This window comes from Phaeobacter sp. JH20_26 (assembly GCF_048056275.1).
Classification (GTDB): Bacteria; Pseudomonadota; Alphaproteobacteria; order Rhodobacterales; family Rhodobacteraceae; genus Phaeobacter; species Phaeobacter bryozoorum.
In genome coordinates, this window is the sequence record NZ_JAYMWL010000025.1 from 89,624 (window position 1) to 104,549 (window position 14,926).

Sequence of the window (14,926 nt, forward strand, 5' to 3'; positions counted from 1 at the left end):
CAAACCGGGCTGTCCGCCTCGCGCGGCGCCACCAACGGGACGGGACCGGCTATGGATATCATGCTGCACATCGGCGCACATCGCTGCGCTACGGGATATTTTCAGGGCTTTCTTGCCCATCATGAAACGGCGCTGCGCCGTGACGGGCTGGCGGTCTGGGGACCGGCCCAGACCCGCGACGGGCTGTTCCACGGCATCCATCCCGGCCCGGCCCCGGTAACAGGCCGTGACCTGGCAACCCGCGCCCGTGGTCGTCTGCGCCTGCGCCTCGCGACCGAGGCCGCCAGCGGCAGCACGCGGCTGCTGATCAGCGACGCCAATATGATGGGCAGTCCCAATGACCTGCTGCAACAGAGCCAGCTATATGGCAGCATCGGCGTGCGTATGGCGCGGTTCGATGCCGCCTTTGACGGGCAGGTGCGCGATGTGATGCTGAACCTGCGCAGCCCGGAGCGGTTCTGGACCTCGCTGCTGACCCGGATGGTGACCAATGGCCACCCGTTGCCCTCGGCCGCGCTGCTGGGGCGGATCGCCGCCCATCCGCGCAGCTGGCGCGATGTGATCACCGATATCGCCTGCGCCATGCCCAATGCCCGCATCCGGGTGCTGCCCTATGAAACCTATGGCGACCGGCCAGAGGTGCAGATGGCGCTGCTGACCGGGACGCGGCTGGCGCGGTTCACCTGTTCGGATCGACTCAACCGCTCAGACGGGCTGCCGACCCTGCGGCATCGCCTGTCGGCAGCCGTCGCCCGCGACCTGCCGCGCGGCGAGGGCCGCTGGACCCCGTTTTCCGACATTCAATCCGCAGCGCTGCGCGAGCGCTACGCCGATGATCTGATGTGGCTGCAAGGCGGCGCGGACGGTCTGGCAGAGCTGATGCGTGACCCTGACAAACATGCGGTGGGCTCGAACCCGCCCTCATACGACCTGACAAGAGGAACTTCCGATGACGACCAAAACCGACGATTGGCGGGCTCTGGCTGAAAAAGAGCTGCGCGGACGCCCGCTGGACGCGCTGACCTGGAATACGCTGGAAGGCATTGATGTAAAACCGCTTTATACTGAGGCCGACAGCAAGGATCTGCCTCATATGGGCACGCTGCCCGGCTTTGGACCCTTTACCCGGGGCGTGAAGGCCACGATGTACGCAGGCCGCCCCTGGACCATCCGCCAATATGCGGGCTTTTCCACGGCTGAGGAATCCAACGCTTTCTACCGCCGCAACCTCGCGGCCGGGCAGCAGGGCGTTTCGGTGGCCTTCGACCTTGCCACCCACCGCGGCTATGACAGCGACCACCCCCGCGTGATGGGCGATGTCGGCAAGGCCGGTGTGGCCATCGACAGCGTTGAGGATATGAAAATCCTGTTTGATGGCATTCCGCTGGATCAGGTCTCGGTCTCGATGACGATGAACGGCGCAGTGATCCCGATCCTGGCCAGCTTTATCGTCGCGGGCGAAGAGCAGGGCCATGACAAGGCGCTGCTGGCAGGCACCATTCAGAACGATATCCTGAAGGAGTTCATGGTCCGCAACACCTATATCTATCCGCCGGAACCCTCGATGCGGATCATCTCGGACATCATCGAATATACCTCGAACGAGATGCCGAAATTCAACTCCATCTCCATTTCCGGCTATCACATGCAGGAAGCCGGCGCCAATCTGGTGCAGGAGCTGGCCTATACGCTGGCGGACGGTCGCGAATATGTCCGCGCCGCGATTGAGGCAGGCATGGATGTTGACAAATTCGCAGGCCGCCTGAGCTTCTTCTTTGCGATTGGCATGAATTTCTTCATGGAAATCGCCAAACTGCGCGCCGCCCGCACGCTCTGGCACCGGGTGATGACCGACTTTGGCGCCAAATCCGACCGCTCCAAGATGCTGCGCACCCATTGCCAGACCTCGGGCGTGTCCTTGCAGGAGCAGGACCCCTACAACAACGTGATCCGCACCGCCTATGAGGCGATGTCGGCGGTGCTGGGCGGCACGCAGTCGCTGCACACCAACGCGCTGGACGAAGCCATCGCGCTGCCCACCGATTTCTCTGCCCGCATCGCCCGCAACACCCAGCTGGTGCTGCAGGAGGAAACCGGCGTCACCAATGTGGTCGATCCGCTGGCTGGCTCCTACTATGTCGAAAGCCTCACCAATGAGCTGATCGAGAAAGCCTGGGCGCTGATGGAAGAGGTCGAGGAGATGGGCGGCATGACCAAGGCCGTGGCCTCCGGCATGCCGAAACTGCGCATCGAGGAAAGCGCGGCCCGTCGTCAGGCGATGATCGACCGGGGCGAAGAGGTGATCGTCGGGGTCAACAAATACCGCAAGGAAAAGGAAGATCCGATCGACATTCTGGATGTCGACAACGTCAAGGTGCGCGACAGCCAGATCGCCCGGCTGGAACAGATCCGCGCCAGCCGCGACAGCGCCGCCTGCGAGGCCGCGCTGGACAATCTGACCCGCGTCGCAAAGGAAGGTGGCAACCTTCTGGCCGCCGCCGTCGAAGCCGCCCGCGCGCGGGCCTCAGTCGGAGAGATCTCCATGGCAATGGAAAAGGAATTCGGCCGTCACAGCGCCGAGGTCAAGACCCTGGCCGGTGTCTATGGCGCCGCCTATGAGGGCGACGAAGGCTTTGCCGCCATTCAGAAATCCATCGAAGACTTCGCCGAGGCAGAGGGCCGTCGCCCGCGTCTTCTGGTGGTCAAGATGGGGCAGGACGGTCACGACCGGGGGGCCAAGGTGATCGCCACCGCCTTTGCCGATATCGGATTTGACGTTGACGTCGGCCCGCTGTTCCAGACCCCGGAAGAGGCCGCGCAGGACGCCATCGACAATGACGTCCATGTGGTCGGGATTTCGTCGCAGGCCGCAGGGCACAAGACGCTGGCCCCGCAGCTGGTGCAGGAGCTGAAGGCGCAGGGCGCCGAGGATATCATCGTGATCTGTGGCGGGGTGATCCCGCAGCAGGATTACCAGTTCCTCTATGACAATGGCGTCAAGGCGATCTTTGGCCCCGGCACCAATATTCCCGAAGCGGCGCAGGACATCCTGAAGCTGATCCGCCAGGGTGGGTAACCGGCGCGGCTGATCAGGACCGCCGGCATTTGCGGCCCGGCAAGGGCGGCGCTGCGGCCTGACCGCCTTGCCCATGCTCATAAGCGCTCCCGCGCCCGCGGGGGCCTTTGCCCGATGGGCAAATCCCCCCTTGCGGCCTTGGGCGCGGCAGCCAGCCTATCCGGCTGGCTGCCGACATCGCGCGATGCGCGATGCCATGCCCAACGGGAGCGGGGGCGTCTGTGACGCCGCCGCCGACGGGCGGGAGAGCTGCTGCCTCCCATCTGTGCCCGGATGTATCTGTGCCCGGATGTTAGGCAGCCACCTGCCGTCACATCGCCAGTGTTGGGGGCGCCCGCACGTGGTTCCAACATTGCCGCTTGCACCCCGGCGGCGGGTGGCTAGTCTCGCCGCCATCAGCGGGGAGCATGTCATGGAACTCGATCATCTGGCCGTTTCGGCCGCGACACTGGAAGAGGCGGTTGCCCATGTGGAGGAGAGCCTCGGCGTGCCGATGCAGCCGGGCGGCAGCCATGCGGTCTTTGGCACTCACAACCGGCTTCTTGGGCTTGCTGATGGCCTCTATCTCGAGGCCATTGCCATCGACCCCGCCGCCACACCGCAGCGCAGCCCGCGCTGGTTCGATCTGGACCGCCGCCACGGCCCCGCACGGATCACCAACTGGATCTGCCGCTGCGCCGATCTCACGGCCGCGCTGACCGCAGCCCCGGAGGGCGCGGGAGAGATTGTCGATCTGCAACGGGGTGATCTCAGCTGGCAGATGGCGGTGCCGGCTGATGGCATCCTGCCGTTTGACAATATGTTCCCGGCCTTGATGCAATGGCACAGCCCCCATCCCGCCGCCGCGCTGGTCCCGCAGGGCTGCACCCTGCGCCGTCTGCATCTGTCGCACCCGGACAGCACAGCACTGGCGCAGGCGCTGCCGTTTGATGATCCGCGGGTCGAGATCCACAGCGGCCCTGCCGCCTTCGAGGCTGAGTTCGACACGCCCCACGGGCGCCGGGTGCTGCGATGATCGTCCGGGCGGCCACCGCAGCGGATGCAGAGGCAATCGCCGCGATCACCAACCAGATCATCCGCGACACGCTGATCACCTTCACCACGGCGGAAAAAACCGGCGCGCAGGTCAGCGATGAGATCGCCAAGAAAGGCGCCTATGTGCAGGTGGCCGAGGAGGCGGGCCAGATCCTCGGCTATGTCAGCCTTGGCGGGTTTCGCACCGGCCCCGGCTATGCCCGCACCGCTGAACATGCGATTTACCTCACCGAAGCGGCCCGTGGCCGGGGCACCGGCCGGGCGCTGATCGCCGCCATCGAGGAGGTCGCGCGCCGGGACGGCATCCACGTGCTGGTCGCAGGCATCAGCGCGCTCAATGCAGGCGGGCTTGGCTTTCACGCGGCCATGGGATTTGTCGAGGTCGGACGGATGCCGGAGGTCGGCTACAAATGGGGCCAGTGGCTGGATCTGGTGCTGATGCAGAAAATTCTCTCTCCCAAAGGGGTTGGCCCCGCTGACAGTTCGGCCAAAGCAGGCTAGGCTGGCCATATGTCACTTTGGACCCGCATCACCGAAGCGCTCGCCGCGCTGGCCTCTGGCCAGAGCCTCAGCGATGTCTTCGACAGCCTGCGCGCGCCACCGGAACGCACCGTTGCCTTTGCCATCGCGGTGATTGCGCTTGGTGCCAAAATGGCCAAGGCGGACGGGCAGGTCACCCGCGACGAGGTCACCGCCTTTCGCGAGGTGTTCCAGATCGCGGCGGAGGATGAGGCAGGTGCTGCGCGGGTGTTTGACCTCGCCCGAACCGATGTTGCGGGCTATAAGGACTATGCCGCGCGGATCCAGAAGATGTTTGCCAATGACCCGCAGACGCTGTGCGATCTGATGGAAGGACTGTTTCACATCGCCATGGCGGACGGGTTTTATCATCCCGGCGAAAACGAATTCCTGTCCGAGGTCAGCCGCATCTTCGGTCAGAGCGAGCAGCAGTTCATGGCGCTGAGGGCGCGGTTTGTTGCCGATGCGCCGCGCGATCCCTACACGGTGCTGGGGGTGACCCCAGAGATGCCGCGCGAGGAGATCCGCAAACATTGGCGCAAGCTGGTGCGAGAGACCCACCCGGATGCGATGATGGCCCGTGGCGTCCCCGAAGAGGCGGTGCGGCTGGCGGAAAAGCGGATGATCGACATCAACCGCGCCTGGGATGAAATCAACGGATGTGCGGCCCATGCGGCTCGTCACGTATAACGTCGAATGGTTCTCCTCGCTGTTTGACGCCGGGGACCGCCTGCTGATGGACGCTGGCAGTTCGGGCCGCTACGGGGTGGATCGCAGCAGTCAGACACGCGCGCTGGCGCGGGTGTTTCAACGCCTCGATGCCGATGGCATCATGGTGATCGAGGCCCCGGATACCAATGGTCGCCGCCAGACCGTGCGCGCGCTGGAACACTTCGCGCGAGAGGCGGGGCTGCGCAGCACCGACGCGCTGATCGGTTTTGCCAATGACACCCAGCAGGAAATTGCCTTTCTCTACGATCCGCAGGTGCTGCGGGTGGCCCATACACCGGCGGAAACCACCGAGGCACCGCGTTTCGACGGTGTCTTTCACATTGATCTGGATATTGATGCCAAAAAGGATGCGGTGCGGTTTTCCAAACCGCCGCTGGAGCTGACCCTGACCACAAACGGCGGGCGCGAGGTGGCGCTGATTGGCGCGCATCTGAAATCGAAAGCGCCCCATGGCGCGCGCTCCGAAGGGCACGCGGTCAGCCTGTCGATTGCCAACCGGCGCAAACAGCTGGCACAGGCGATCTGGCTGCGCCGCCGGGTTGAGCAGCTTCTGGCCGAGGGGCGGGATGTCATCGTGATGGGCGATCTCAATGACGGGCCGGGGCTTGACGATTATGAGCAGCTGTTCAATCGCTCCTCGGTCGAGATTGTGATGGAGAGCGATCTCTATGATCCGAACGCCCAGAGCCTGCTGCAACCCCGGCTGCGGGTAATGCCCAGCACGGCACGCTTTTATGACAAGGCAAACAAACGCTATTTCAGTGCCTTGCTGGATTATGTCATGGTCTCCTCCGGGCTGCGCCAATCGGCGCAGAGCTGGCGGATCTGGCACCCGTTCGAGGATGCCGCCTGTTATGAGGATATCGATCTGCGCGAGGCGCTGCTGGCGGCCTCCGATCACTTTCCGGTCAGCCTTGATCTCGATCTTGGGTGAAGGCCCTCAAAGGTTCACCGGCGGCACCGGGGGCTGCGCGACGCCGCCGGTGGTGGTTGCCACTTCAATCCTGACGTGTTTCGCCTATATTGACGGCAAGCAATCCCGTCCAACCCTAAAGGGGGCAATGACATGATGCCTAGGTTCCGAATGACGCCTCAGTCGATGCGCGGCCTTGCGCTTGCGGGGCTGCTGGTGCTGCCGCTGACAGCGCCGGTGGCTGCCGAAACCGCACCCGCGCCAGAGGACGAAGGCAGCAGCCTGATGCAGCGCGGGGCAGAGCTGTTCTGGGAGGGGCTGCGTCAGGAAATGGCGCCCGCGCTTGACGATCTTCAGGCGCTGGCGGATGAATTCGGGCCAAGCCTGCAAGGGTTCCTGTCGGAGATGGGGCCTGCACTGGCCGAGATCGCGGGCAAGGTCGAGGACTGGAGCGTTTATGAACGTCCCGAAATCCTGCCCAATGGCGATATCATCATTCGCCGCAAGCCGCAGCACGCTCCAGACGTGCCGCCGGGTGGATCCCCGCAGGCCAGCCCGGACACCGATCTGCCCGAAGGCACAACCGACCTGTGACGCGCTGAAGATCGGCCCAGAGCGGCGAGGGAGGGTCTGACCCGATGCGGGGCAGGCGCTGCGGTTACTTGCGGATCTTTACCCGCAGCTCGGCCTCCAGCGAGCGGGCGAGCGAGGCCAGACGGGCCTCTGCCACCTCGCCAAACAGCGGCTCCGCCTCGGCCGGCAGTTCCAGCAGCAGGTGTTTCTTGCGCGGTTGCCAGACCAGCTTGCCGATGTTGCCATCCTTGCTGACCATCAGCATGGCGCCGAACCGCATCGCCTTGCCCAGGATCTCGGCCTCTTTCTTGCCGCGCTCGTCCAGAAGATCATAGAGATATTCAAACGCCGTCCCCTGCCGCTTGTTGCGATAGCGGTGCAGCAGCGCAAGGCCGAGAAAGATCCGTTCGGAGTGTTTCAGCCCGCCCAGATTGGCCCGTGTGGCGTTGTCGAAACAGACCTCGGCGCGATAGTCGGGATGGGCGCGCCAGCTGACGTCATGCAGCAGGCAGGCGGCTTTCACCAGCCGGGTCTTGGCATGGTCGGAGGATCTGAACAGCGGCGAGACGAATTCATACAGCGTGCGGCCAAAACCGGGGATGCGGGCATCCTTCTGCTCGGCAAAGCGGCTGGCTTCGATCAGCGGATCGCGGTCGCGCAGGCGCTGGGGCATCTGCTCGTAGAGCAGCCCCTCGCGGATGCCATAGCTGGAGACCGCGATATCCTTGGGCCGAAAGGTCTTGACCAGCCGCGACAGCACATCGGCGGCATAGGGCACCAGCGACATCCGGGCGCTGGAAACACCGCAGTCGGCGCGCAGCTCTTCCAGGTCCTGGGTCTCGATATAGCGCAGGGTCTCGCGCACGGATTGGGCGCTCATGCGGTATTCATGCAGGACCCGCAGCGGGTAGCCGCGCCGCGCCATGTCGATCCGGGCAATCGCCCGCCAGCTGCCGCCGACCAGAAACAGCCGGTCGTTCTGCTGGCCCATCTCGCTGCGCAGGCCCTCCATCACCTCGGTGATATGCGCCTTGCGGCCACGCCTGCCTCCCGCAACGTCGCGCAGTTTCAGCGGGCCGAGTGAGGAGGTCACCCGTTTGCCGACCTCACCGTCATGGATTTCTGCCAGCTCCATGGAGGAGCCACCGATATCGCAGACCAGACCATAGGATCCGGGCCAGCCCAGCAGCACGCCCTGCGCAGACAGGCGCGCCTCTTCCTGACCGTCGATGACCCAGATCTTCAGCCCGGTTTCGCGCAGCACCTCGTCGCAGAAATCCTGCCCGTCGCTGGCATCGCGCACCGCCGCAGTGGCCACCACCGACAGCGGCGGCATGTCCATGCCTGCGGCCAGATGCTGGAACCGGCGCAGCGCCGACAGGGCGCGGATGCGCCCCTCCGGGTTCAGCCGCCCGGTCTCCGACAGGCCAGCGCCCAGGGCACACATGATTTTTTCGTTGTAGAAATAGGCGGGGCTACGGGCGGCCCCGTCAAAGATCACCATCCGCACCGAGTTGGAGCCGACGTCCACCACGCCCACCCGTGACAGGGCGCGGGCGCCCGGATCGTCAAACAAGGGTCGGCCAAAAGGCCCCCAATCGGCGGTGGCAGGCTCCGGTGTCACGTGCATGTTGGCTCCGTTACGTGTCGTCAGGATGGGGGATCGGCAAAGCCGGGTCAATCGCAGGCTGCGGCAGCGCCGGACCTGTCTTCGGCATCGGCTGATGCGGTGGCGGCTGGTTTCTCCGCAGGCCGCGACGGGCTGCGCGCGGTTCGGGCAGGGCGGTCCGACATCAGCTCGACCGCCAGCACCCGCGACACCATCCGCCCTTCGGCGAGGGACAGGCGGTCCAGCTCCTCGACGATCTGCGAGGCCGCGGCAAAGGAGCGGTCCATATGCGCCACCAGATAGGGGATCACATCGGGTTTCGGGGTGATCTGCCGATCGTTGAACAGTTTTGCCAGCACCACCGACAGCAGCGCGTCATCCGGCGGTTGCAGCTGGGCATGGGGTGCGCCTTCGACCCTGCTTTGCAGATCGGGCAGCGACATCGCCCACAGATGCGGTGCGGCCCGCCCGGTCAGCATCAGCGCATGGCCATTGGCCAGAACCAGATTGTGCAGGTGAAACAGGGCATCCTGCGCCTCGGCGTTATCGGCAATATCCGGCACGTCCTCGATGGCGATCGGGCCGTCAGCCAGATGCGGCACATCCGCCTTGGTCAGCTGCCAGGCGGGCAGGATGCGCGCGCCGGAGTTGCTGGCCCAGACATGCACCAGATGGGTCTTGCCGGAGCGTTTCGGCCCGCTCAGCACCAGCTTGCCGCCGGGCCAGGCAAAGGCGGGATCCAGCATCGCCACCGCCATCGCATTGGAGGGCGCGACAAAGAAATCGTCCCGTCCAAGCGCCGGTTTCGCCGGGAGGTCAAAGCTCAGCTGTTGTGCCATGGGTCAGGTTCAGTCCGCGTCGTGAAAGGCTTTGCCCTGGTAGAGGCGACTGTCCAGATAGCGCTCAACCAGGAACCGCGCAATCACCCCGAGTGCGGCGGCAACCGGCACCGCGATCAACATGCCGACAAAGCCGAACAGCGCGCCAAAGACCGACAGCGCCAGCAGCAGCCAGACCGGATGAAGCCCAACCGAATTGCCGACCAGCTTGGGGGTGAGCAGATTGCCCTCAACCACCTGACCGATCACGAAAATGCCTGCGACCATGCCGATCGACCACCAGTCGCCCCAGAACTGGAACAGCGCCAGCCCGATGGCCAGCGCGCCGCCGATCAGGGCGCCGAGATAGGGGATAAAGGTGACCAGACCGGCGATGAACCCCACCGCAAGACCGAAGTTCAGCCCCACCAGCATCAGCGCCACTGCGTAATAGGTGCCGAGAATCAGGCAGACCGTCCCCATGCCGCGGATAAAGGAGGCCAGCACCTTGTCGATGCGCGCGGCCAGCTCGCGGATGGTGGGGGCGTGATCGCGCGGCAGCAGCTCGTCGATCCGCGCAACCATGCGATCCCAATCGACCAGAAAATAGACCGCGACCACCGGAACAATCACAAACAGCACCATGACGTTGACCAGCGAAACCGCGGAGCCGACAACGCCCTCCAGCACGCTGATCGCCTTGCTTTGCAGGGTCTGGGCGATGGACACGATGGTCTGCTGGGCACGGCTGCCCTCGTCAAACAGGGACGGGGCCTGTTTCTGGGCAAAGTCGCGCAGGTTCTTGAAGGCCTCCGGCAGCACCTGCGCGAGGTCGATCATCTGGTAGATCAGCGTCGGCACCACCACCAGCAGCAGCACCACAAACAGCAGCACCGCCGCAACGGTGATGGTTGCGGTGGCCGCCGTGCGGCTGAGCCCCGCCGCTTCCAGCCGGTCGGCAATCGGATCAAGGAGATAGGCAATCGCGGCGCCCAGGACAAACGGCAGCAGGACATCGCCCAGTGCCCACATGGTCACCGCAAAGACGACAGCGGCAATGCCCCAGTATTTCAATTGCTTCTGTGCCGGAAGTGCCATGTGTTGCGTCCTGCTCTCAGCCTGATCCTAGGGGCCTGTTTGGGCAGAAGTCTTCGCCCATGCGCCCCGTCGATGCAACCCCAATGACCCGCCGCCGGTTCCCGCAGGGGGGGCGGTCAGGTCATCCGCCCGGTCAGCCACGTGCCGAAACGCAAAGCACGATTGCCTGAGGCGCGTCGATGGCTTAGACCGCTTGCGAACCCAGATTGATAAATGAGACCGCCATGCGCCTGTCCCGCTATTTTCTTCCCGTGCTGAAGGAGACCCCCTCCGAAGCCCAGATCGTCAGCCACCGTTACATGCTGCGCGCCGGCATGATCAAACAGTCCTCTGCCGGGATCTATTCCTGGCTGCCCTTGGGCTTCAAGGTGCTGAAGAAGATCGAAACCATCGTCCATGAAGAGCAGATGCGCGCGGGTCATATCCCGATGCTGATGCCGACGCTGCAATCGGCGGATCTGTGGAAGGAATCGGGGCGCTATGATGACTATGGTCAGGAAATGCTGCGGATCTCCGATCGCCATGGCCGCGACATGCTCTATGGTCCCACCAACGAAGAGCTGATCACCGATATCTTCCGCAGCCATGTCGGCAGCTACAAGGATCTGCCGCTGACGCTCTACCACATCCAGTGGAAATTCCGCGACGAGATCCGCCCGCGGTTCGGTGTCATGCGGGGCCGCGAATTCTACATGAAGGACGGCTATAACTTCGACCTGACCAAAGAGGACGCGTTGCACGCCTATAACCGTCATCTGGTCAGCTATCTGCGCAGCTACGAGCGTATGGGGCTTCAGGCGATCCCGATGCGCGCCGATGGCGGGCCGATTGGCGGCGATTATACCCATGAATTCCTGGTTCTGGCCGAGACCGGCGAGAGCGAGGTGTTCTATGACAGCGCAGTCACCGATCTGACCTTTGGCGATCGCGAAATTGATTACGACAGCGTCGAGCAGTGTCAGGGCGTGCTGGAGGAGTTTACCTCGAAATATGCCCGCACCGATGAAACCCATGACGAGGCGCTGTTCAACGAGGTGCCAGAAGACCGTCGCCGGGTGGCGCGCGGGATCGAGGTTGGCCAGATCTTCTACTTTGGTACCAAATATTCCGAAGCGATGGGTGCCAATGTGCAAGGCCCCGATGGCAAGCAGTCGCCGGTCCATATGGGCTCGCACGGGATCGGCGTTTCGCGTCTCCTTGGCGCCATCATCGAGGCCAGCCACGACGAAAAGGGCATCATCTGGCCCGAAGGGGTGACGCCGTTCCACTGCGGGATCGTAAACCTCAAACAGGGCGACGAAGAAGCCGACGCCGCCTGTGAGAGCCTTTATGACGCGCTGACAGCTGTCGGGCTGGAGCCGCTTTATGATGATCGCAAGGAACGGGCGGGCGGTAAATTCGCCACCATGGACCTGATCGGTCTGCCCTGGCGCATCACCGTCGGCCCGCGTGGTCTGAAGAACGGCGTGGTCGAACTCACCTCGCGCCGCAGCGGCGAAAGCGAGGAACTCTCGCCCGAGGCGGCAGTGCAGAAGATCGTGGAGATCTATGCCGCCCACCGGACCGGCCGGGGCTTCTGAAGCGGCGCATAACCCGCGACACGCCCTTATGGAACGATCAGCACGGTCCGCGCCCCATTGGTGCGGACCGTTTGCGTCTGGGCCTGGAATTTTGCCAAAAAACCCAGCGCCCGGCCGATGGCGGTGGATTGGTGTCATCGCCGGGGAATGCTGCCGGGGCGGAAACCAGATCTTGACCTCGGGCCGTGGGCAGCACAGGTTGCGCTGAACTTTGCCCGGCAGGATCATTATGGCCACACCACTCCCTTTTTCCCGTTTTGAATGGCTGATCGCCTGGCGTTATCTGCGGGCGCGCCGGGCCGAAGGTGGCGTCAGTGTGATGACCTGGATCAGCCTCATCGGCATTGCGCTTGCCGTCTTTGCGCTGATTGCCACATTGGCGGTGCGCACCGGGTTCCGCTCGGAATTTGTCGGCACCATTCTGGGGGCCAATGCGCATGTGACGCTCTATTCACATGGCACGGTGACCGAACAGGGCCAGCTGGACCGCAAGCTGACAGAGTATGACGCCCTGGCCGAGGCCGCCGCAGCGGTGCCCGGCGTGATCCGCAGCGCGCCGCTGATCAAAGGGCAGGTGATGGCAAGCCTGCGCCAGCGCAGCGCCGGGGTTGAGGTTTTTGGCATCTCGGCTGCCAATATCGCCAGCCTGCCGGGGATTGCCCAGAGCGAGGCGGCGATTGGTGACCTGTCGCGGTTTGACGAAGGCGTGGCGCTGGGATCCGGCGTGGCCCGTGAACTGGGCGTGAGCGTCGGCGACCGGATCAAGCTGATTTCCCCCGATGGGGTCAAGACCGCCTTTGGCACCAGCCCGCGCGTCAATGCCTATGAGGTGGTCTATATCTTCACCGCCGGGCGCTATGACATCGACCGCACCCGGCTTTACATGCCTTTTGCCGAGGCGCAGAGCTATTTCAACCGCGAAGGCTTTGCCGATGAGATCGAGGTGATGGTGGAGGATCCCGAAACCGTCGATCGCATGGTGCTGCCGCTGTTGAAGGCCGGGGATGAGGTTGCCCCGGGCATCGGCGTCTGGACCTGGCGCGATGCCTCGGGTGGCTTCCTGCGCGCGCTGGAGGTCGAGGACAATGTGATGTTCATCATCCTGTCGATCCTGGTGCTGATTGCCACGATGAATATCGTCTCCGGGCTGATCATGCTGGTCAAGAACAAGGGCCGCGATATCGGCATCCTGCGCACCATTGGCCTCAGCGAAGGATCGGTGATGCGGGTGTTTTTCCTCTGTGGGGCCTGCACCGGCGTGATCGGCACTGTGCTTGGGGTCATTCTGGGCTGTCTATTCGCGATCTACATTGATCCGATTTTCTCCTTTGTGAACTATGTGGTGGGGGGCGGGGTCTGGGATCCGGCGATCCGGGGCATCTATGCGCTGCCCGCCGAGCTGCGGCTGGCGGATGTGCTGTCGGCGGTGGCGCTGTCGCTGACCTTGTCCTTTGTCATCACCATTTTCCCGGCCCGGCGCGCGGCGCGGATGAACCCGGTGGAGGCGCTGCGCTATGAATAATTCCGAAACGCAGACAGGCGCGCAATCTGCCGTATTGCAGCTGAGCCAGGTCGGCAAATCCTACAACCACGGCCTGCCAACGCAGGTGGATGTGCTGACTGGCATTGATCTGACGGTGAAGCCCGGAGAAATCGTGGCGCTGGTGGCGCCCTCTGGTGCCGGCAAATCCACCCTGCTGCATACGGCCGGCCTGCTGGACACGCCCGATCGCGGCACGGTGCGGATTGGCGGGCAGGATCTGACCGGCAAATCCGAGCGGCGGCGTACGGCGGTGCGGCGGCAGGATGTGGGGTTTGTCTACCAGTTCCATCATCTGCTGGCGGAGTTCACCGCGCTGGAAAACATCGTGTTGCCGCAGCTGGCCAATGGCATCAGCCAGGCCAAGGCAGAGGCGCGGGCGCAGGATCTGCTGGCGCGTGTCGGGTTGAGCGACCGCGCCGGGCACCGCCCTGCGGCGATGTCGGGCGGCGAGCAGCAGCGGGTGGCGTTTTGCCGGGCGCTGGCCAACGGGCCGCGTCTGCTTCTGGCGGATGAGCCGACAGGCAACCTCGATCCCGCTACCGCCGATCAGGTCTTTGCGGTGCTGATGGAGCTGGTGGCCGAGACCGGCATGGCGGCGCTGATTGCCACCCATAATCTGGAGCTGGCAGAGCGCATGGACCGGGTGGTGCGGTTGGACGGCGGGCAGCTCCATCCGGGGCTCTGAGCCGCATCGGTCAGGCGCAGATACCGCCCAGCTCGGCGCCTTTCCACGGCAGGTAGACATCGCTTTCGCGGCTTTGCGGCAGGTCTGAGACGGGCATCGCCGCCTTCAGCATTCCATGCAGCCGCTTGGTGCGCGCGCCGGTTGGGTCCAGCGCGCGGCAGCAGACGTATTCTTCGACAATCGCGCCCTGCTGTTCATAGGCAAAGTCGATGAAGCGGTCGTCGCCTTTCAGATCAAACAGATAGGGATCATTCGTCGCCCGGTGTTCGGCGGCGGCGCGCAGCGGGTGATAGCCGGTCTTGGCGCGTTGCTGCCATTGCCAGACATGGGTCGCCTCATGGGCCAGCAGCATCGCCTCCACCAGATAAAGCCGCTCGGGGTAGGCGGGCATGTAGTCGTCGATATACCAGTCGCGCACGAAGAAGATGCGGTTGAACAGCGCCAGTGCGGCGGGGGAAGAGGTGACGATCTCATCTTTTACGGGCGGCAGGATGCGTTCGCGGCAGGTCACGCGGGGGCGTGGCTTGCGGCGAAATGTGACCTGCGAGAGCGGCGCGCCCTTGACGATGCGCAGGCGGTTCATATCCAGTTCGGGCCCGTGAATACGGCTGAGGAACTGCTGTTCGCCTTCGGACAGCGGACGCCCGCAGGACAGCAGGGCAAGACACCCCAGGACAAGACAGAACCGCGCGATCATGGACCCACCCTAGGACAAGTTGCGCCTGGGTGGGAACTGGTTTTGCGA

Annotated in this window: 14 protein-coding genes; 10 read left to right on the forward strand and 4 right to left on the reverse strand. The window is 64.1% G+C overall.

Features of this window, described 5'->3' with window-relative positions; all coding sequences use genetic code 11:
- Positions 1-51: 51 nt before the first annotated feature.
- The 7 genes from VWY60_RS18440 (at position 52) to VWY60_RS18470 (ending at position 6,869) form a co-directional block, all read left to right on the forward strand.
- Positions 52-987: a hypothetical protein gene (locus tag VWY60_RS18440; RefSeq protein ID WP_416535117.1), complete on the forward strand. Its 936-nt coding sequence runs from the start codon at positions 52-54 to the stop codon at positions 985-987.
- Positions 950-3,076 carry a methylmalonyl-CoA mutase gene (gene scpA, locus VWY60_RS18445; protein ID WP_416535118.1) on the forward strand — a complete coding sequence of 709 codons (2,127 nt, stop codon included), beginning with the start codon at positions 950-952 and terminating at the stop codon, positions 3,074-3,076. The genes VWY60_RS18440 and scpA overlap by 38 nt, the downstream gene beginning before the upstream one ends.
- Before the next feature lie 412 nt (positions 3,077-3,488).
- Positions 3,489-4,091 carry a VOC family protein gene (locus tag VWY60_RS18450; RefSeq protein WP_340546030.1) on the forward strand — a complete coding sequence of 201 codons (603 nt, stop codon included), beginning with the start codon at positions 3,489-3,491 and terminating at the stop codon, positions 4,089-4,091.
- A complete protein-coding gene (locus tag VWY60_RS18455; protein ID WP_416541386.1) occupies positions 4,088-4,612 on the forward strand; it encodes a GNAT family N-acetyltransferase in 525 nt (174 codons plus the stop codon). Before VWY60_RS18450 ends, VWY60_RS18455 begins: the two co-directional genes overlap by 4 nt.
- Before the next feature lie 9 nt (positions 4,613-4,621).
- On the forward strand, positions 4,622-5,320 hold the full coding sequence (locus VWY60_RS18460) for a TerB family tellurite resistance protein (RefSeq protein ID WP_416541387.1): 699 nt from the start codon (positions 4,622-4,624) through the stop codon (positions 5,318-5,320).
- Positions 5,301-6,296, forward strand: a complete 996-nt coding sequence (locus tag VWY60_RS18465; RefSeq protein WP_416541388.1) for an endonuclease/exonuclease/phosphatase family protein — start codon at positions 5,301-5,303, stop codon at positions 6,294-6,296. The genes VWY60_RS18460 and VWY60_RS18465 overlap by 20 nt, the downstream gene beginning before the upstream one ends.
- Before the next feature lie 132 nt (positions 6,297-6,428).
- Positions 6,429-6,869 carry a hypothetical protein gene (locus VWY60_RS18470; protein ID WP_416541389.1) on the forward strand — a complete coding sequence of 147 codons (441 nt, stop codon included), beginning with the start codon at positions 6,429-6,431 and terminating at the stop codon, positions 6,867-6,869.
- Between the two features lie 64 nt (positions 6,870-6,933).
- Here the strand turns inward: VWY60_RS18470 and VWY60_RS18475 are convergent, their stop codons facing one another.
- From VWY60_RS18475 to VWY60_RS18485, 3 genes are read right to left on the reverse strand one after another with little or no spacing between them, the layout of a single operon-like run.
- Entirely contained in the window at positions 6,934-8,478 is a 1,545-nt protein-coding gene (locus tag VWY60_RS18475) for a Ppx/GppA family phosphatase (RefSeq protein ID WP_416541390.1), read from the reverse strand.
- Positions 8,479-8,525: 47 nt separating this feature from the next.
- Positions 8,526-9,296: a chromosomal replication initiator DnaA gene (locus VWY60_RS18480; RefSeq protein ID WP_416541391.1), complete on the reverse strand. Its 771-nt coding sequence runs from the start codon at positions 9,294-9,296 to the stop codon at positions 8,526-8,528.
- Between the two features lie 9 nt (positions 9,297-9,305).
- A complete protein-coding gene (locus tag VWY60_RS18485) occupies positions 9,306-10,373 on the reverse strand; it encodes an AI-2E family transporter (RefSeq protein ID WP_340546023.1) in 1,068 nt (355 codons plus the stop codon).
- A gap of 224 nt (positions 10,374-10,597) precedes the next feature.
- On the opposite strand from VWY60_RS18485, the gene proS reads away from it, so the two are divergent.
- From proS to VWY60_RS18500, 3 genes are all read left to right on the forward strand, one after another.
- Positions 10,598-11,953, forward strand: a complete 1,356-nt coding sequence (proS, locus tag VWY60_RS18490) for a proline--tRNA ligase (RefSeq protein ID WP_340546022.1) — start codon at positions 10,598-10,600, stop codon at positions 11,951-11,953.
- Between the two features lie 229 nt (positions 11,954-12,182).
- A complete protein-coding gene (locus tag VWY60_RS18495) occupies positions 12,183-13,475 on the forward strand; it encodes a lipoprotein-releasing ABC transporter permease subunit (RefSeq protein WP_416541392.1) in 1,293 nt (430 codons plus the stop codon).
- Positions 13,468-14,181, forward strand: coding sequence for an ABC transporter ATP-binding protein (locus VWY60_RS18500; RefSeq protein ID WP_416541393.1), 714 nt, complete (start codon positions 13,468-13,470; stop codon positions 14,179-14,181). Before VWY60_RS18495 ends, VWY60_RS18500 begins: the two co-directional genes overlap by 8 nt.
- A 10-nt stretch (positions 14,182-14,191) precedes the next feature.
- Here the strand turns inward: VWY60_RS18500 and VWY60_RS18505 are convergent, their stop codons facing one another.
- The gene (locus VWY60_RS18505; RefSeq protein WP_416541394.1) at positions 14,192-14,878 is read right to left on the reverse strand and encodes a hypothetical protein; all 687 of its coding nucleotides are present in this window, start codon (positions 14,876-14,878) and stop codon (positions 14,192-14,194) included.
- Positions 14,879-14,926 lie beyond the last annotated feature (48 nt).

What these genes read in the sequence shown, in the direction of transcription:
- VWY60_RS18455 (WP_416541386.1), top strand. Translation starts at nt 4,088, where the DNA reads ATGATCGTCCGGGCGGCCACCGCAGCGGATGCAGAGGCAATCGCCGCG.
- VWY60_RS18505 (WP_416541394.1), bottom strand. Translation starts at nt 14,878, where the DNA reads ATGATCGCGCGGTTCTGTCTTGTCCTGGGGTGTCTTGCCCTGCTGTCC.
- VWY60_RS18460 (WP_416541387.1), top strand. Translation starts at nt 4,622, where the DNA reads ATGTCACTTTGGACCCGCATCACCGAAGCGCTCGCCGCGCTGGCCTCT.
- VWY60_RS18495 (WP_416541392.1), top strand. Translation starts at nt 12,183, where the DNA reads ATGGCCACACCACTCCCTTTTTCCCGTTTTGAATGGCTGATCGCCTGG.
- VWY60_RS18480 (WP_416541391.1), bottom strand. Translation starts at nt 9,296, where the DNA reads ATGGCACAACAGCTGAGCTTTGACCTCCCGGCGAAACCGGCGCTTGGA.
- VWY60_RS18465 (WP_416541388.1), top strand. Translation starts at nt 5,301, where the DNA reads ATGCGGCTCGTCACGTATAACGTCGAATGGTTCTCCTCGCTGTTTGAC.
- VWY60_RS18485 (WP_340546023.1), bottom strand. Translation starts at nt 10,373, where the DNA reads ATGGCACTTCCGGCACAGAAGCAATTGAAATACTGGGGCATTGCCGCT.
- VWY60_RS18470 (WP_416541389.1), top strand. Translation starts at nt 6,429, where the DNA reads ATGATGCCTAGGTTCCGAATGACGCCTCAGTCGATGCGCGGCCTTGCG.
- VWY60_RS18475 (WP_416541390.1), bottom strand. Translation starts at nt 8,478, where the DNA reads ATGCACGTGACACCGGAGCCTGCCACCGCCGATTGGGGGCCTTTTGGC.
- VWY60_RS18500 (WP_416541393.1), top strand. Translation starts at nt 13,468, where the DNA reads ATGAATAATTCCGAAACGCAGACAGGCGCGCAATCTGCCGTATTGCAG.
- VWY60_RS18440 (WP_416535117.1), top strand. Translation starts at nt 52, where the DNA reads ATGGATATCATGCTGCACATCGGCGCACATCGCTGCGCTACGGGATAT.
- VWY60_RS18450 (WP_340546030.1), top strand. Translation starts at nt 3,489, where the DNA reads ATGGAACTCGATCATCTGGCCGTTTCGGCCGCGACACTGGAAGAGGCG.
- scpA (WP_416535118.1), top strand. Translation starts at nt 950, where the DNA reads ATGACGACCAAAACCGACGATTGGCGGGCTCTGGCTGAAAAAGAGCTG.
- proS (WP_340546022.1), top strand. Translation starts at nt 10,598, where the DNA reads ATGCGCCTGTCCCGCTATTTTCTTCCCGTGCTGAAGGAGACCCCCTCC.